Origin of the sequence: Halomonas sp. SpR1, assembly GCF_031010175.1 — a bacterium.
Lineage (GTDB): Bacteria > Pseudomonadota > Gammaproteobacteria > Pseudomonadales > Halomonadaceae > Vreelandella.
Genome location: NZ_JAUAMB010000010.1, coordinates 74,151 through 89,930, shown reverse-complemented (window position 1 = coordinate 89,930; position 15,780 = coordinate 74,151). Strand labels below are relative to the sequence as shown.

Annotated in this window: 17 protein-coding genes and 3 tRNA genes; 3 read left to right on the top strand and 17 right to left on the bottom strand. The window is 56.3% G+C overall.

Going from position 1 to position 15,780, the window contains the following annotated elements:
* Nucleotides 1-12: 12 nt before the first annotated feature.
* The 9 genes from ccmI to ccmA form a co-directional block, all read right to left on the bottom strand.
* A complete protein-coding gene (gene ccmI / locus QT231_RS09625; protein WP_308336681.1) occupies nt 13-1,263 on the bottom strand; it encodes a c-type cytochrome biogenesis protein CcmI in 1,251 nt (416 codons plus the stop codon).
* Nucleotides 1,260-1,730, bottom strand: a complete 471-nt coding sequence (locus tag QT231_RS09620) for a cytochrome c-type biogenesis protein CcmH (RefSeq protein ID WP_308336680.1) — start codon at nt 1,728-1,730, stop codon at nt 1,260-1,262. The genes ccmI and QT231_RS09620 overlap by 4 nt, the downstream gene beginning before the upstream one ends.
* Nucleotides 1,721-2,248: a DsbE family thiol:disulfide interchange protein gene (locus QT231_RS09615; RefSeq protein ID WP_308336679.1), complete on the bottom strand. Its 528-nt coding sequence runs from the start codon at nt 2,246-2,248 to the stop codon at nt 1,721-1,723. The genes QT231_RS09620 and QT231_RS09615 overlap by 10 nt, the downstream gene beginning before the upstream one ends.
* A complete protein-coding gene (locus QT231_RS09610) occupies nt 2,245-4,254 on the bottom strand; it encodes a heme lyase CcmF/NrfE family subunit (RefSeq protein ID WP_308336678.1) in 2,010 nt (669 codons plus the stop codon). The genes QT231_RS09615 and QT231_RS09610 overlap by 4 nt, the downstream gene beginning before the upstream one ends.
* A gap of 26 nt (nt 4,255-4,280) precedes the next feature.
* A complete protein-coding gene (gene ccmE / locus QT231_RS09605; protein WP_308336677.1) occupies nt 4,281-4,790 on the bottom strand; it encodes a cytochrome c maturation protein CcmE in 510 nt (169 codons plus the stop codon).
* Nucleotides 4,787-4,978, bottom strand: coding sequence for a heme exporter protein CcmD (gene ccmD / locus QT231_RS09600; protein WP_308336676.1), 192 nt, complete (start codon nt 4,976-4,978; stop codon nt 4,787-4,789). Before ccmD ends, ccmE begins: the two co-directional genes overlap by 4 nt.
* Nucleotides 4,978-5,730, bottom strand: coding sequence for a heme ABC transporter permease (locus QT231_RS09595; RefSeq protein ID WP_308336675.1), 753 nt, complete (start codon nt 5,728-5,730; stop codon nt 4,978-4,980). The genes ccmD and QT231_RS09595 overlap by 1 nt, the downstream gene beginning before the upstream one ends.
* Nucleotides 5,731-5,744: 14 nt before the next feature.
* Nucleotides 5,745-6,413, bottom strand: a complete 669-nt coding sequence (ccmB, locus tag QT231_RS09590; RefSeq protein WP_231896862.1) for a heme exporter protein CcmB — start codon at nt 6,411-6,413, stop codon at nt 5,745-5,747.
* Nucleotides 6,414-6,526: 113 nt separating this feature from the next.
* Nucleotides 6,527-7,147: a cytochrome c biogenesis heme-transporting ATPase CcmA gene (ccmA, locus tag QT231_RS09585; RefSeq protein ID WP_308336674.1), complete on the bottom strand. Its 621-nt coding sequence runs from the start codon at nt 7,145-7,147 to the stop codon at nt 6,527-6,529.
* Nucleotides 7,148-7,344: 197 nt separating this feature from the next.
* On the opposite strand from ccmA, the gene QT231_RS09580 reads away from it, so the two are divergent.
* Both QT231_RS09580 and QT231_RS09575 read left to right on the top strand, forming a co-directional pair.
* A complete protein-coding gene (locus tag QT231_RS09580; protein ID WP_308336673.1) occupies nt 7,345-7,749 on the top strand; it encodes a S24 family peptidase in 405 nt (134 codons plus the stop codon).
* The gene (locus QT231_RS09575; protein WP_308336672.1) at nt 7,749-8,366 is read left to right on the top strand and encodes a YigZ family protein; all 618 of its coding nucleotides are present in this window, start codon (nt 7,749-7,751) and stop codon (nt 8,364-8,366) included. The genes QT231_RS09580 and QT231_RS09575 overlap by 1 nt, the downstream gene beginning before the upstream one ends.
* Nucleotides 8,367-8,478: 112 nt before the next feature.
* Here QT231_RS09575 and QT231_RS09570 read toward each other — a convergent pair whose 3' ends face one another.
* From QT231_RS09570 to QT231_RS09560, 3 genes are all read right to left on the bottom strand, one after another.
* Nucleotides 8,479-9,801 (bottom strand): sodium ion-translocating decarboxylase subunit beta, encoded by a 1,323-nt coding sequence (locus QT231_RS09570; RefSeq protein ID WP_308336671.1) that lies wholly within the window; start codon nt 9,799-9,801, stop codon nt 8,479-8,481.
* A gap of 26 nt (nt 9,802-9,827) precedes the next feature.
* On the bottom strand, nt 9,828-11,663 hold the full coding sequence (oadA, locus tag QT231_RS09565; protein ID WP_308336670.1) for a sodium-extruding oxaloacetate decarboxylase subunit alpha: 1,836 nt from the start codon (nt 11,661-11,663) through the stop codon (nt 9,828-9,830).
* A 91-nt stretch (nt 11,664-11,754) separates the two neighbouring features.
* Entirely contained in the window at nt 11,755-12,012 is a 258-nt protein-coding gene (locus QT231_RS09560) for an OadG family transporter subunit (protein ID WP_308336669.1), read from the bottom strand.
* Nucleotides 12,013-12,171: 159 nt separating this feature from the next.
* On the opposite strand from QT231_RS09560, the gene QT231_RS09555 reads away from it, so the two are divergent.
* Nucleotides 12,172-13,197, top strand: a complete 1,026-nt coding sequence (locus QT231_RS09555; protein WP_308336668.1) for a tRNA-dihydrouridine synthase — start codon at nt 12,172-12,174, stop codon at nt 13,195-13,197.
* 204 nt (nt 13,198-13,401) lie between these two features.
* Here QT231_RS09555 and QT231_RS09550 read toward each other — a convergent pair.
* From QT231_RS09550 to QT231_RS09530, 5 genes are all read right to left on the bottom strand, one after another.
* Nucleotides 13,402-13,478: transfer RNA gene (locus QT231_RS09550), tRNA-Arg, on the bottom strand.
* 137 nt (nt 13,479-13,615) lie between these two features.
* A tRNA-Arg gene (locus QT231_RS09545) sits at nt 13,616-13,692 on the bottom strand.
* 19 nt (nt 13,693-13,711) lie between these two features.
* A tRNA-Ser gene (locus tag QT231_RS09540) sits at nt 13,712-13,804 on the bottom strand.
* Between the two features lie 133 nt (nt 13,805-13,937).
* Entirely contained in the window at nt 13,938-14,126 is a 189-nt protein-coding gene (csrA, locus tag QT231_RS09535) for a carbon storage regulator CsrA (protein ID WP_308336667.1), read from the bottom strand.
* A gap of 194 nt (nt 14,127-14,320) precedes the next feature.
* Nucleotides 14,321-15,571 carry an aspartate kinase gene (locus QT231_RS09530; RefSeq protein ID WP_308336666.1) on the bottom strand — a complete coding sequence of 417 codons (1,251 nt, stop codon included), beginning with the start codon at nt 15,569-15,571 and terminating at the stop codon, nt 14,321-14,323.
* Between the last annotated feature and the right edge of the window lie 209 nt (nt 15,572-15,780).

Below are 15,780 nucleotides of genomic sequence, written 5' to 3'. Positions count from 1 at the left end.
TTCCCGTTGCGGTTATTCAAAGACACGATTAATCACCACTTCAACCGCCTCCGCGTCATCAATAGGCCCGACGCTAACGCTCTCAAGGTCGCCAAACAAATCCCCCGGCTGAGGCGTCGCCTGGCCGGAGGGAGAAACGCGCACTACCAAACGTGCTTCACGCACCTGGGAGATCTGCGCCTGGGGCGACATTGCGGCGCTGTCGTCTAGGGTCACCGTCATGGGCAGCTCAGATACCTGCGCGCGCACCACGGCAAGAGGCGGTAACTCCCCCTCAAGGTCGCGGGCGGTGACAAACACCGTATCGTTATCGTCAACACGACCAGCAAGCTCTTCGTCTAACGCCACGCGAACCTGAATGCCGCTGCCCACAGCAACAGCCTCTTCAGGATCTATCTCAGGTTCTATACCCATGCGCTCCTGAGCCACACGAATACCGTCGCGCAGCGAAGACACGGTAGTGGGGTCTTCGATATTGGCGATGGCCCGACGCCAGTGATCGATGGCCTGTTGGTAATCACCGCTGTCAAAGGCGTTAATGCCCAGTAGGCCTAACACCGTGGGCTGGCGGGGATCCTGTTCCAGCGTCTCATCGACCAGTGCCTGCACTTCGTCGGTAAGCTCGCGTTCGGCCATAAAGAAACGAATTTGCGCCAACTGAGCGAGCAGCGGCGGAATGCGCCCTTCGATCTCAATCAAACGCTCCAGGGCGTTCACGGCCTTGGGCATTTGCCCGGTTTCGCGGTAGAGCGGAAACAGTGTGCTCCACACATTGGGATTATCCGGCTGGCGCTCGGCCTGCTCCTCCATGCGCTCGATATACATGGCGAGCGATCCTTCAGGGTCGTTCTGCACTTCTTGTTGCACGGCCAGTAGCACCAGGTCGCCCTCAGCGCCCTTTTGCTGGTACCAAATGACGCTTACGGCCACCACAGCGACCATGACCAGTGGCACGACAATTCGGCCGGCGCTGGCTGTTTTTAACGGCCGACGCTCGCGAAATGCGGTGTCTTCCAGCAGGCTACGCTCAAGCTCGAGGCGGTCTTCTTCAAAACGTGCGGCATCAATATCACCGCGCTCCCGGGCCGCTTCCAAGGACGCCAGACGGCGCTTAAAAATCGCTACGTTCTGCTCCGCGGAGGTGTCGTTGGCTTCAAAATCGCGCTGCTGGTCATGCAGTGCACGCGCGTTTCTTAGCGGCGACACCAGCAGCCACAGCGCGGGAACCAGTAAAACGGCAATCGCAATCCAGAGCAGCGTCATGAAGACCTCTTACGGTTAGTCAGCGCTTCTATACGCTGGCGCTCTTCGGGGCTCAACGCTTTAGCAGAGGCGTTGCGGCGGGCACGGATCATCAGCACGACCACAATAGCGCCCAGCAATACCAGGCCGATGGGCAGGCCCCAAAGCAGATAGGTACGGCTCTCTAAACGGGGGTTGTAGAGAATATATTCACCAAACCGCTGCACCATATGATTAATAATTTCGATATCCGACTGCCCATCTTGCAACAGCTGATAAACACGATCGCGCATATCTGCTGAGATAGGCGCGTCGGAGTCGTCAATCGCCTGGTTTTCACACAGCGGGCAGCGCATGGAGGCGGTTAAGTCACGGTAACGCTTCTCCATCACCGGGTCGTCAAATTCACGCAGCTCGATTCCGCCCGCCACTGCGCCAAACGCCATGACTAGCAGTAGTAGCGCTGCTAGGGTTCGCATTAGCGCCATTTTTCCACCTCCGGCAGAATGCGTTCGCGCACGTCTTGGGGTGATACATAGCCTTTATGGTGATAGCGGATCACCCCGTCGGCGTCGACCAGGAAAGTTTCCGGCGCACCGTAGACGCCGAGATCAAAGCCTAGCTCACCTTCTGGGTCGAAAATATTCACCTCAAACGGGTCGCCAAATTCGCTGAGAAACTGCATGCCTTTCTCCCGGGTATCGCGGTAGTTGACCCCCACCATGCGAATGCCGCGGTCAGCCAGCTCCAGAAGCTGTGGCATCTCCTGTTTACAGGCGGGGCACCACTCGCCCCATACGTTCACCAAGGTCACTTCACCCTCTAACAGCGTTTGGTCAACGCGGCGGTTTTCATCGCGCAGCGTGGTGGCTTCAAAGGTCGGGAACTCCCGCGCCATCAGCGCTGAGTCACGCTGGGAAGGATCCAGCGAGAGGCCTTGGTAAAAGAACAGCGCCAGACCTAAAAAACACACCGGCAGTAGTAGTAACAGTAGCCGTCGCTTCATACCGTGGCCTCCCGTACGCTATCGCCTTGGCTGGCCACTTGCGGTGTTTCACGGGTGACCGTGGCGCGACGGTAGCGTTTGTCGAGCACCGCCAGCACACCGCCGAACGCCATCAGCAGCGCACCTAGCCACAGCCAGCGGACGAACGGCTTGTACTGCACACGCATCGCCCAACTGCCATCACCAAGGTTTTCACCCATGGCAACATAGAGGTCGCGGAACAGCCCTGGGCGCAGCGCCACCTGGGTCATCGGCATGCCGGTGGCCAGGTAGAGGCGCTTTTCAGGCCGCATGGTAAAGCTGCGGCCTGAATCGCCGCGCTGAACCTGAAGAATGGCGGTATCCGCCAGAAAGTTGGCCCCGCGACGCTCGGTTAACTCGGTCATGGTGAACTGATAGCCGGCGACTTCCACCGTGGTGCCCGGCGACATACGCACATTGCGCTCGATGTTGTAGTTGGAGACGACCGTCACGCCAACGATAGTCACGGCAACGCCGATATGCCCCAACACCATGCCCCAGTAAGCCAGGGAGAGCTTGCGGACACCGGCAACAAACGAGCTGGCGTGGCGGGTTTTATCGAACACATCGCGCACCATGGGCAGCACAATCCAGAGTGCCGAGACGATGCCCAGGGAGACAAACAGGCTCCACTCGCCGCGGTACAGCAGCGGCATTAATAGGCCGATCACCAATGCGGCCACGCCTGATAACCATAGTTTACGGATCAGGTCGCGTGCCGCCATGCTTTTCCAGCGCGTTACCGAGCCGAGCCCCATAAAGATACACATCATCACGGTAAGCGGCACAAACAGGGCATTAAAGTAGGGTGGGCCCACGCTGATTTTGCCCAGCCCCAGAGAGTCCAGAATCAGCGGATAGACGGTACCCAGCAGCACGGTGACGGTCATAATCACCAGAAAGATATTATTGACCAGCAGCAGCGCATCCCGAGAGAGCCAGTTAAAGCCGACTTTATGGCTTACCCGCGGGGCGCGCAGGGCAAACACCAGCAGCGAAAGCGTTACCGTAATGGCCAGCAGCATGAGGATAAAGAAGCCGCGTGCAGGATCGTTGGCAAACGCATGTACCGAGGTCAGCACCCCAGAGCGCACCAGGAAGGTGCCCATCAGCGATAGCGAAAAGGTCGAGATCGCCAACAGCACGGTCCAGCTCTTAAACGAGCCACGTTTTTCGGTGACTGCCAGCGAGTGAACCAGCGCGGTGCCCGTCAACCAAGGCAGTAGCGAGGCGTTTTCGACCGGATCCCAGAACCACCAGCCACCCCAGCCAAGCTCGTAGTAGGCCCACCAGCTGCCCAGCGCGATACCCACGGTCAGAAACGCCCAGGCAATATTCGTCCAAGGCCGTGCCCAGCGCGTCCAGGCGGCGTCCAGGCGGCCACCCATCAGCGCCGCAATGGCAAACGCAAAGACCACCGAAAAGCCTACGTACCCCATATAGAGCATCGGCGGATGCACCACTAGCCCGAAGTCTTGCAGCAGCGGGTTAAGGTCGGCGCCATCCTGGGGCATATCGGGCAGCAGCCGCTCGAAGGGGTTCGATGTGATCAGAATAAACAGCAAGAAGCCGACACAGACCATGCCCATCACGCCCATCACTCGGGCGACCATATCTCGCGGCAGGTTGCCGGTGAATAGGCTAGCCGCAAAGCCCCAGCCCGCGAGCATAAAGCTCCATAGCAGCACCGACCCTTCGTGGTTGCCCCACACGGCACTGAACTTGTAGTACCAGGGCAACAGCGAGTTTGAGTTGTTGGCCACGTTGGCCACGCTAAAGTCATCGAGCATATAACTGGCGGTCAGACAGGCGTAGGCAATGGCAATAAACACAAACTGCCCCACTGCCATGGGCTGGCCGTAGGCCATCCACAGCGGGCGTCTGGTGGCGGCACCTGCCAGCGGCATCACTGCCTGCACCGCCGCCATCAGCAGCGCAATGATAAGGGCAAAGTGGCCAATTTCGGGGATCAGTTTGATCAGCATATGTGCTCCAAATTGGGCTTTTTACCCTAGTATTCGCTTGCCTGGGGGACGCCTTCTTCGTCCAGGCGTTTACCCACCTCGGCAGCTTTGGCCTGGTAGTCGGCCGGCGAATAGCCTGCCTCTTCTAGCGCCTGGGCGACTTCGGGGGGCATATAGTTTTCGTCGTGGCGGGCGAGCACCTTATCGGCATACAAGCGTCCGTCGGCCTGTAGCTCACCGACCACCACCACGCCCTGGCCTTCACGGAACAGGTCGGGGAGGATGCCGCTGTAGTAGACCTGCAGGTCATCGACGTAATCGGTCACGGTAAATTCGACGTCCAGACTCTCGGGATCACGGGATACCGAGCCCTCCTTTACCATGCCGCCAGCGCGAATCTGCCGCTCCAAGGGCGCATCACCCTGGGCAATCTGCACCGGGCTAAAAAACAGATTGATGTTAGAACGGAGCGCGTAAAGGGTCAGCCCCACTGCAATCGCAGCCAGCGACACAAGGCCAAGAATAACAAATAGTTTCTGTTTACGTTTCGGCGTCATTGGGCGCTCCCCCTTGCGCTGTTTGCGCGTCTTGCGCGGCGTTTCAAGCCTTTGAGCAGTTGGCGCTGTTCAGCACGCGCATGCCAAACGGTGGCGAGCAGCAGCAGCGCAGTAACACCCCAGGCAGACCATACATAAGGCGCGTGGCCGCCCATGGCGAGAAATTCGGCAAATGAGTCAAATGCCATTAGCGAGCCTCCTCTACCTGGCCTTTGACCAGATCCTGTACCCAGCGCTTGTTAGCTTCGCGGCGAAGAATCTCGCTGCGCGTACGCATCAGCGTTAAGGCGATAAAAAAACTGTAAAAACCCAGCACCATAATCACCAGCGGCAGCCACATTTCAGTGGGCATTGCCGGGCGTGAGGTCAGGGTAAAGGAGGCAGGCTGGTGCAGGGTGTACCACCAATCCACTGAGTATTTAATGATGGGGATATTGATCACCCCCACCATGGCCAGCACCGAGGCTGCCCGTGAGGCGCTATCGCGGCTGGCAAACGCCCCACGCAGGGCAATCACGCCTAAATACAAAAACAGTAAAATCAGCATGGAGGTTAGCCGTGCATCCCACATCCACCAGGTTCCCCAGGTGGGCACGCCCCACACGGCGCCGGAGAACAGCGCCACAAAGGTCATTGCCGCACCCAGAGGCGCCATCACTGCTGCCGCCATATCAGCCACTTTAATTTTCCAGACCATAAACACCAGACCGGAAACCGCCATGGCGATAAAAATGGACTGGGCTAAAAAGGCCGCTGGCACATGAACGTAAATAATCCGGAAGCTATTGCCCTGCTGGTAATCCGCCGGAGCAAATGCCAGCCCCCATAGCGAGCCAACGATTAATAACAGTGCCGCCGCGGCCCAGAACCAGGGCTGTAGCTTGGCGCTAATGGCGTAGAACCACTTGGGTGATCCCAGTTTATGTATAAAGGCCCACATAGTGTGTCCTGTCCTTAACCGTTGATACTGATACGCAGCGATGCGGCAATCGCCCACGGCGCCAACATGAGTGAGGCGGCGAGCAGCGCGCCCAGGATAGCCAAATGGGCAGCGACACCGTCCCCAAAAATGGCCGCCTGCACCGCACCAGCGCCAAAAATGAGCACCGGAATATACAGCGGTAGCACCAGCAGCGAGAGCAGCACGCCACCCCGTGCCAAGCCGACGGTTAACGCCGCACCAATGGCACCAATCAAGCTCAAGCTTGCCGTACCCAGGGCAAGGGATAGTGCCAACACAGCGTAGCTACCCGCTGGCAGCGCCAGCATAATACCCAATATTGGCGCCATCAGTGCCAACGGTAGACCGGTCAACAGCCAGTGCACGGCCACTTTGGCCAAACTGAGTGCGGCTAACGGCTGCGGCGCCAATAGTAGTTGCTCCAGACTGCCATCGTCATAATCGCTACGAAACAGGCTGTCTAATGAAAGCAGCGCGGCTAACAGCGCCGCTACCCATAGCAAACCTGGCGCAATTACTGCTAACAGCTCAGGGTCGGGCGAAATTGCGATCGGAAACAGCGTGATCACCAGAGCGAAAAACACCAGCGGATTGAGCACTTCGCCGCGGCGTCTCAGTAACAGCGTTAAATCACGCACTAGCGTGGCCTTCACTGCGATCATCAAGCCACCTTTATGTTCACGCAGTGGCACTGTTAGCACCTGCGGGGTGGTGTCTGAACCTTGTGAAGAGCTGTGTGAAGCGCCATGTGAAGAGCTGTGCAACCCTTTCTCCTTTACCCCAGGGATATCCGTCTCAACAACGGTGAAGCGGTTAACTCGTGGTGTGTCGTTACCAGCACGCAGCCCCCCGCCTGAGCGTGGGCAACAAGCTGTCTTTCCAGATCAGCGACGCCGTGGCGATCAATGGCGGTGAAGGGTTCATCCAGCACCCAGAGCGCGCGGGGCGTTAGCGTTAAGCGCGCCAGCGCCACACGGCGCTGTTGGCCTGCCGAAAGCTGCCCTGCGGGCACGTCTTCAAAGCCTGCCAATCCTACTTGCTCAAGGGCATCCAGACGCCGCTCTTCATTACCGCTCTCCCCGCTTAACGCCTGATACCAGGCCAAGTTTTCTAACGGAGAAAGCCCTGACTTTATGCCTGGGGCGTGTCCTAAATAGAGCAAATTCGCCAGGAAATGTTCGCGCGCCTCGTTCATCGCAGCTCCATTCCAGAACAGCTCGCCCTGGTAGTCGCTGAGTTGCCCGGAGAGGATTTTCAACAGGCTGGTTTTACCACTGCCGTTAGGCCCCTCGATACGCACAATTTCGCCGCTGCGAATATCCAGATCCAACCCTTGAAACAGCCAGCGGTCGTCGCGTTCACAGGCAAGCTGTCGGGCTTGTAGACACAGGCTCAAGCGTCTCTCCTGGCATATTGATTTCGCGTCGAACTCTACACGTAAAGGCCCTTTCTCGCCACTCACGCAATGCGGCGCTGGGTCGCAGCGTGATCTCAATCAATATGTCGTTAGACCAATTATCTCTAGCACTGTATGCAAAAACAGGTCTACAATGAAAACCACTGTATGAAAGAACATGCAATGGAGATTTCCCAATGACTCTATCGATGGCAGCACCTACGACTACGTTCGGCCGCAGACAACCCGCTCCGCGCCCTTACGCGATGGCCCCTAGCGTTACCCGACGCAACACCTATGCGCTCAAAGTGCGCGGCAATGCACTGTGCGATTGCAACTTGTTCGATGGCGATGTCATTATTATCCGTCGCTATCAACACGATGCCCAGACAGAAACCGCCGTTGCCGAAATTAACCAGCAAACGATTGCCTTAAGGCAGCTCTCTATCAGCCGCTTTGGCGTAGAGCTATGGCCAGAGGATACTTTGCGGCCAGCGCTATTTTTGCATAACCGGGATATTCAGGTACTCGGTATGGTGATGGGTGTCGAACCACATCCCAGAGCTCATTTGAAAAGTGAGCCTACCTTCACGGAGCATTAATGCGCTATCGGGTTCCCGAGCTACCCATTGGGTCATGGCATACGGCCGACATCGAAGTAGAAAAAAGTCAGTTTATCACCTGGGTATGCCACGCCCCTGATATCGATGCATTCACCAACCTGCTGACTGCGGCGAAAAACGCGCACCCTAATGCCAGCCACCACTGCACTGCTTACATTGCCGGTCCACCCGGTGAGCAAAACCTGATTGGCTTTTCCGATGATGGCGAGCCAGGCGGCACCGCTGGTCGACCCATGTATCAGGTTCTCCAGGGTAGCCAACTAGGCCAGATCGGCTGTGTGGTCATTCGGTATTTTGGTGGCACCAAGCTCGGCACCGGCGGTTTAGCCCGCGCTTATGCCCAGGCGGTTAGCCATGCCCTTGAGACGCTGCCTACCCGTGAAGTGATTGAGCGCGACATCTACTCTCTGCGACTCACCTTTGCCAATGAAGCGATTGCCCGCGCCTGGTGCGAAGAGCGCAATATCCCTATTGAACAAGCCGACTACGATGGCGATGGTGTACGCCTATCCATTGGCTGGCCACGGGACTACCCGCTGGACCTTGCCCCACTGGAAAACCGCTTAAAAAGTGCTATTGAGGTTCTCACTGACTAAACCTCTCACCCATTAAAAAACGCGACATACCGAAAGTGGCAGTATGCCGCGCTCTGTTAGCCCACTATTAAAATAGGCTGTTAAAACCTGCCTTAAGCGCTATCCCTAAGTGTCATCCCAGGTATTTAATCATTACCCCGGCGGCGACCGCCGAGCCAATCACCCCGGCCACATTGGGGCCCATAGCGTGCATCAGCAGAAAGTTGTGCGGGTTGGACTCAAGCCCCACTTTATTCGCCACCCGCGCTGCCATGGGCACTGCGGAAACGCCTGCGGCACCGATCAATGGGTTAATGGGCATTTTGCTTACCAGGTTCATCAGCTTGGCCATCAATACCCCCGCCGCCGTGCCAATGCCAAAGGCGACAATACCCAGACCCAATATCCCCAGCGTCTCAAACGACAGGAAACTCTCGGCCATCAGCTTGGAGCCCACCGACAGGCCGAGGATAATAGTGACGATATTGATCAGGGCGTTTTGTGCAGTATCCGACAAGCGTTCGACCACGCCGCATTCGCGCATCAAGTTACCGAAACAGAACATACCCAGCAGCGGAGCTGCATCGGGCAGAAATAGCGCCACCAGAATCAGCAGCACCAGTGGAAAGACGATCTTTTCCAGTTTTGAGACCGGCCGCAGCTGCGTCATCTTGATTTGACGCTCTTTCTGGGTGGTCAAAAGACGCATAATCGGCGGCTGAATCAGTGGCACCAACGCCATATAGGCGTAGGCGGCCACGGCGATAGCCCCCAACAACTCCGGCGCCAGCACACTGGAGACGTAGATGGAGGTCGGGCCATCAGCACCACCAATAATACCAATGGCGGCGGCCTGGTTAAGCGAGAAATCCATGATCCCCATCGAGCTTAGCACTACAGCGCCAAACAGGGTGGCAAAAATACCAAACTGAGCGGCCGCGCCTAAAAACAGTGTGCGCGGGTTGGCCAGCAGCGGGCCGAAGTCAGTCATGGCGCCCACGCCCATAAAGATAATCAGCGGGGCAATACCCGAGCCAATCGCGACTTTATAGAAGCTGTAGAGCATGCCATCGCTGTACCCGGATCCCACGGCAATATCACGCGCGGCACGTAGTTGATCCGGCGCAACACCATCGTGGGCAAGCGTTTTTAGCGACTCCCGCCAGGCTTCTGCGTTTGATAGCGGATCCAGCGTTGCGCCCAGCGCTGCTGCCATCTGTTGCAACACTGCGGGCTTTGCCACCTCAATCGCTTGATCTAGCGCTGAAATCGCCAGCCCCGCTTCGGGGATGTTAGCCAGAATACCGCCAAAGCCAATCGGCACCAGCAGCAGTGGCTCAAACTTCTTATAGATGGCCAGGTAGAGCAGCAGTAACCCCACTATCATCATGACCGCTTGGCCAAGCTCCAGGTTGTACAGCCCCGAGCCTTCCCATAACGTTACTAATTTATCCATTACTTTTTATCCATTACCGGGGGCCCTTAGAGCTCGATCAGCGTGTCGCCTACGGCAACGCTATCGCCTTCGCTGACGTTAACCTTAGACACAGTGCCCGCACTGCTGGCGCGCACTTCGGTTTCCATTTTCATCGCTTCCAGGATGATCACCACATCACCTTCTGCGACGCTGTCGCCAGGGCGAACATTAACCTTGAAGATATTGCCTGCCAGCGGCGCATCGATGCTTTCGCCACTACCGCCACCGCTCGGCGCAGGCGCTTCGCTAGAGGAGGGCTGTGCCGACGCTGTGCCAGATGCAGTTTGCTCCTGCACTTCGCCAAGCTCACCGCCTTCAGAAACTTCCACCACGAAGGCTTTGCCGTTGAGCTTAACGGTATAGGTTTCCGGGCCTTGGCTTGCGACCGGCGCTTTGTTTTCCGCCTTGGCGGGTGCCTTTTCAGCGCTGGCTTCAACTGCTTGGGGCGCAGGCTCAAAAGCGTCTGGATTGTCGCGGTTTTTGAGGAACTTCAGGCCGATCTGCGGGAAGAGCGCGTAAGTCAGGACGTCATCCACTTCGCGCTTACCTTCGGCCAAGCGGATGCCTTCAGCGCTGGCTTTGTCTTTTAGCTCGGCGGCCAGCTTGTCCATCTCTGGCGAGAGGTTATCCGCCGGGCGACAGGTAATCGGCTCACCACCTTCCAGCACGCGCTTTTGCAGCTCGGCATTAAAGGGCGCTGGCGCGGCACCGTACTCACCTTTGAGCAGCGCCTGCACTTCCTTGGAGATCGACTTGTAGCGCTCGCCCATCATCACGTTCATCACCGCCTGGGTGCCCACAATCTGCGAAGTGGGCGTCACCAGCGGAATAAAGCCAAGGTCTTCGCGCACGCGGGGGATCTCGTTCAGCACGTCGTCCAGCTTGTCGCCCGCGCCCTGCTCTTTGAGCTGGCCTTCCATGTTAGTCAGCATGCCACCCGGCACCTGAGCAATCAGAATGCGTGAATCAATACCGCGTAGCGAGCCCTCAAAGGCAGCGTACTTCTTACGTACTTCACGGAAGTAACCGGCAATATCTTCCAGCAGCTCAAGATCCAGCCCGGTATCCCGACCAGTGTCCTTCAGCATTGCTACCACGGACTCGGTGGGGCTGTGGCCATAGGTCATCGACATGGACGAAATTGAGGTATCGACGTTATCAATGCCCGCTTCCACCGCCTTCAGAATGGTCGAGGTAGAAAGGCCGGTGGTGGCATGGCAATGCAGGTGCACCGGAATCGACAGCTCTTTCTTGAGCCGGGTGACCAGATCAAAAGCCGTATAGGGCGTCAATAGCCCCGCCATATCCTTGATAGCCAATGAATCTGCGCCCAAACCGGCAATGGTTTTAGCGAGATCGACCCAGCTATCCAGGGTATGTACCGGGCTCACGGTGTAAGAGATGGTGCCCTGGGCGTGGCCTTCTACGTTACGCACCGCCTGGATAGCGCGTTCGAGATTACGCGGATCGTTCATGGCATCGAACACACGGAAGACGTCAACGCCGTTGGTCTTCGCCCGCTCGACAAACTTATCGACAACGTCATCGGCGTAGTGGCGGTAACCCAGCAGGTTCTGACCGCGTAGCAGCATCGCTTGCGGCGTATTAGGCATCGCTTCTTTCAGGGCGCGAATACGTTCCCAGGGGTCTTCACCCAAATAGCGGATACAGGCGTCATAGGTGGCGCCACCCCAGGTTTCCAGCGACCAGTAGCCAACGCGATCCAGCTTTTCGGCAATCGGCAGCATATCGTCCAGGCGCATGCGCGTGGCAAACAGCGATTGATGGGCATCGCGCAGCACGACATCAGTAATGCCTAGAGGGCGTTTTATTTCGTTCATGGTCTTGGCTCACAGTAATAGAGTTGTAAGTTTGTAGTAAAAATAACAAAAAAATAGCCAAAAGAGGGCTGAAATGAAAAAAATAAGAAAGTTAGCGACGCCGGGTTGAACGGTAACGGTGCACTGCAGCACTGATCACTGCCCTGACCTCGTCACTTTGCGCTGCGGGGGGCGAAGAGGGCGACGATTTTTTACCCGTATCAACAGCAATGGGAACGGGTTGAAAATGCCCAACAAGCTTCGACATCAGCGTAACGCTAATGACCAAAATCGTAAGAAAAACAAACACTACGCCCATTCCGAGCGCCATTAACGCCAGCCCATCCTGTAATAGTTCCAGATCCTGCATAAGGCGCTCTCCTTGAAGCGAGGTGTCTTGAAGTACAGTTCAAGTACCATTGTTACGCACATCATTGCGCCAATACGGTGAAAGGCGCTTGGCGCAGTAAGAGGAATACACTAACCTGCCACACTCAGAATAGAATGCAATGGCGCGATAGTGGAAGTCATGGTTGTTAATTTACTACATAACGGCAGAATTGGCCTAGCCCCTAGAATTGGTCTAGCCCCGATGGAAGGCGTGATCGATGCACTGACCCGCGACCTGCTAACCCGCCATGCCGGGTTCGACTGGACAGTCACGGAGTTTGTCCGCGTTGTGGATGCCCGCCTGCCGCCCAGAGTGTTTTATAAACACTGCCCCGAGCTGACGCAACCGCCTGTGGCAACGCCTAGCGGCATTCCCGTGCATTTACAGTTACTGGGCTCTGACCCAGCCGCCCTGGCGGCCAATGCGCGGCAGGCGCTTAGTTTGGGCGCGGTAAGCGTCGATCTTAATTTCGGCTGCCCCGCCAAGCTGGTAAACCGTCACGATGGTGGCGCTTCGCTGCTGCGCCAGCCTGATCGCGTCTATCAAGCGGTTAAAGCCGTTCACGACGCCTTAGGGGGTGAAATTCCGGTGACGGCCAAGATTCGTCTGGGTTTCGCCAATCGCCGCCTAGCGGTTGCCTGCGCCCAGGCCACCGAAGCGGGAGGCGCTGCGCAGCTTGTCGTCCATGCGCGCACTCGGGACGAGGGTTACCGCCCACCGGCACACTGGGAGTGGATCGGCAAAATTCGCCGCCAGGTGTCCATTCCGGTTGTCGCCAACGGCGATATCTGGACGCTGGAAGATTACTGGAAGGCTCGCACCCTGTCAGGGTGTCGTGATGTGATGCTAGGGCGTAGCGCGCTGGCCGACCCTTGGCTGGCACCACGTATTCGCCACTGGCTGCAAACCGGCGAGCGTCTGCCTGAAAGCAGTTGGGCAATGCGCGCCAATGTACTCAAAGAGTACGCCGCGCTACAGCGCCAACAGTTACCAGACCGCGTCGTAGTCTCCCTGGTAAAGCAGTGGCTTGCCCAAATGCGCCAAGGCAGTAGTGAAGCGGAACAGAATTTTCAGCGCGTGAAGCGGCTCACTGAGCTGGATCAACTGCTCGACAGCCTTGTTGTCGATGAATATGTCGACGAACAGCACGCCGCACTGGCTTAACTGCTTTCGATCGCCCCCGCCCCCACTCAATCAACAGGCAAAAAAAAGCGCCCTACCGAAAAACGGGGGGGCGCTACACACGATCGCAAGACCGGGGTGCGAGCCTTAGCCGGTCAGGCTGGAAACAGGCGATAAAGTAAGAAATAGGCATTCAGACTGGAAACAGAAAACCCGCCCTCAATAAAGAGAGCGGGTTTTGGAATCTGGCGCGCCCGGGAGGATTCGAACCTCCGACCCCCTGATTCGTAGTCAGGTACTCTATCCAGCTGAGCTACGGGCGCGTAATAGTTTGCTAACATTTGAACTTGCGAAGACGCTACTTGCCAAGACAGTAATTACCGAGACAGTACTTATCAAGACGCTACTTAGCAAAACACTTACAACGATTAATAAGCAGTTAACAAAGCTAATAGAAAGGTGGCGCGCCCGGGAGGATTCGAACCTCCGACCCCCTGATTCGTAGTCAGGTACTCTATCCAGCTGAGCTACGGGCGCATACCTTCTAACATGCAATTGGCGGAGAGAGAGGGATTCGAACCCTCGATAGGGCTATAAACCCTATACTCCCTTAGCAGGGGAGCGCCTTCAGCCACTCGGCCACCTCTCCTTAACGGCACGGCGCGAATATTACCGATTTAGCCTTCTTGTGTCTAGTCTTCTACGGATTTTTTTCGCACCGGCCATATCTTACAAATAAGCTTACGCTTTAAGCATCGGTTCATTATGCGAGCCCGCGAGTCCTATTCCACTTCGTCTTCGCTACTTCTTTCACGCTGAATACGCTGGTAAATCTCTTCACGGTGAACTGCCACATCTTTCGGCGCATTAACGCCAATACGTACTTGATTGCCTTTCACACCTAGCACGGTGACGGTGATTTCATCACCGATCATCAGGGTTTCGCCAACACGGCGAGTTAGGATGAGCATGGCTGATCTCCTTTTCAGACGTTTTATGCAACGGGATATGTCAGCCGGAGGCAACACCACACCATTATGCGGCATAGTGCTGCCTGTCACCAATGGCTCCGGCTCCATGACACCTTATACCTCCCGTTGAAAGAAAGCTCACCACCACACGGCAGCAAGTACCCCTTCAGCGTAGAAGGTTTAAGGCATAAGTGTTATTCAGATTCGATGTCTGCCTTATCTAAACCAAAAGCTTTGTGTAATGCGTTAACGGCAAGCTCCATATGCTTCTCATCAATAACGACTGAGATTTTAATCTCAGAAGTGGAGACCATACGGATATTGACGTTTTCATCGGCGAGTACGCGGAACATCTTCGATGCGACACCCGCATGAGAACGCATACCGACACCCACTAAAGAAACCTTAGCAATATTATCATCGCCACGCAGCTCTCCGCCGCCTAAATCAGGAATCACCGTCTCTTCGAGCAGTTTTTTAGTGGCCTTGTAATCACCTTTAGCAACCGTAAAGGTAAAGTCGGTATAGTCACCGGCCGGCGCCACGTTCTGCACGATCATATCAACTTCGATATTGGCATCGGCAATCGGGCCCAGGATACGTGATGCAACACCTGGCACGTCCGGGGTATTAAGCAGGGTTAATTTTGCTTCATTCTTGGTAAAGGCGATACCGGAGATCAGTGGTTCTTCCATAGCGTCCTCGTCTTGGTCTGCTTCTGCAACAATTAGGGTGCCGGGGCCATCTTCAAAGCTAGACAGCACCCGCAGGGGTACGTTGTATTTACCGGCGAACTCTACCGCACGGATCTGCAGCACTTTAGAGCCGAGGCTGGCTAACTCCAGCATCTCTTCGACGGTGATACTCGTTAGGCGCTGGGCTTTGGAGCACACGCGGGGGTCGGTGGTGTAAACCCCATCTACATCGGTGTAAATCTGGCACTCATCGGCGCCTAGCGCGGCGGCTAACGCCACCCCGGTGGTGTCGGAACCACCACGGCCAAGGGTGGTAATATTGCCGTCTTCATCAACCCCTTGGAAGCCGGCCACAACCACTACCTGCCCATCATCAAGGTCGGCCTTGAGGTCTTCGGTTTCAATACGCTGAATACGTGCCTTGGTATAGGCACTATCGGTATGAATACCTACCTGAGCGCCAGTGTGGGAAGTAGCAGGCACGCCGATTTGCTGCAGCGCCATGGCTAGCAGTGAAATAGTCACCTGCTCACCAGTCGACAGCAACATATCCATCTCGCGCGGCGCAGGTTCGTCGTTAAGCGCCAGGGCCATATCGGTAAGGCGGTTGGTTTCGCCGCTCATGGCGGAGACCACGACCACCACCTGATGGCCTTGATCGCGGAAACCCTTTACCTTTTCCGCTACGGCCTTGATACGCTCGACAGAGCCCACCGAGGTGCCGCCGAACTTCTGTACGTATAGTGCCATATGCCGTTTTTCCTATGCGTTCGGGAGTGGAGGGTGAAAGTGTTAGAGACCTTTGCACGACTACTGCGCTCGCCAATACTTTGTTAAAAACAGACTCAAAATGCTCATTTATAACCCATAAACTCCGCTTTTTCGTCTGTTTTTGCCTCGTCTTGGCATCGCTCGTGACATCGTGCAAAGGTCTCATTATAAGTTTTATATAAATAATA

Coding starts and splice junctions, on each gene's coding strand:
- ccmI (WP_308336681.1), bottom strand. CDS start 1,263: ATGACGCTGCTCTGGATTGCGATTGCCGTTTTACTGGTTCCCGCGCTG.
- QT231_RS09620 (WP_308336680.1), bottom strand. CDS start 1,730: ATGGCGCTAATGCGAACCCTAGCAGCGCTACTACTGCTAGTCATGGCG.
- QT231_RS09615 (WP_308336679.1), bottom strand. CDS start 2,248: ATGAAGCGACGGCTACTGTTACTACTACTGCCGGTGTGTTTTTTAGGT.
- QT231_RS09610 (WP_308336678.1), bottom strand. CDS start 4,254: ATGCTGATCAAACTGATCCCCGAAATTGGCCACTTTGCCCTTATCATT.
- ccmE (WP_308336677.1), bottom strand. CDS start 4,790: ATGACGCCGAAACGTAAACAGAAACTATTTGTTATTCTTGGCCTTGTG.
- ccmD (WP_308336676.1), bottom strand. CDS start 4,978: ATGGCATTTGACTCATTTGCCGAATTTCTCGCCATGGGCGGCCACGCG.
- QT231_RS09595 (WP_308336675.1), bottom strand. CDS start 5,730: ATGTGGGCCTTTATACATAAACTGGGATCACCCAAGTGGTTCTACGCC.
- ccmB (WP_231896862.1), bottom strand. CDS start 6,413: ATGATCGCAGTGAAGGCCACGCTAGTGCGTGATTTAACGCTGTTACTG.
- QT231_RS09580 (WP_308336673.1), top strand. CDS start 7,345: ATGACTCTATCGATGGCAGCACCTACGACTACGTTCGGCCGCAGACAA.
- QT231_RS09575 (WP_308336672.1), top strand. CDS start 7,749: ATGCGCTATCGGGTTCCCGAGCTACCCATTGGGTCATGGCATACGGCC.
- QT231_RS09570 (WP_308336671.1), bottom strand. CDS start 9,801: ATGGATAAATTAGTAACGTTATGGGAAGGCTCGGGGCTGTACAACCTG.
- oadA (WP_308336670.1), bottom strand. CDS start 11,663: ATGAACGAAATAAAACGCCCTCTAGGCATTACTGATGTCGTGCTGCGC.
- QT231_RS09560 (WP_308336669.1), bottom strand. CDS start 12,012: ATGCAGGATCTGGAACTATTACAGGATGGGCTGGCGTTAATGGCGCTC.
- QT231_RS09555 (WP_308336668.1), top strand. CDS start 12,172: ATGGTTGTTAATTTACTACATAACGGCAGAATTGGCCTAGCCCCTAGA.
- csrA (WP_308336667.1), bottom strand. CDS start 14,126: ATGCTCATCCTAACTCGCCGTGTTGGCGAAACCCTGATGATCGGTGAT.
- QT231_RS09530 (WP_308336666.1), bottom strand. CDS start 15,571: ATGGCACTATACGTACAGAAGTTCGGCGGCACCTCGGTGGGCTCTGTC.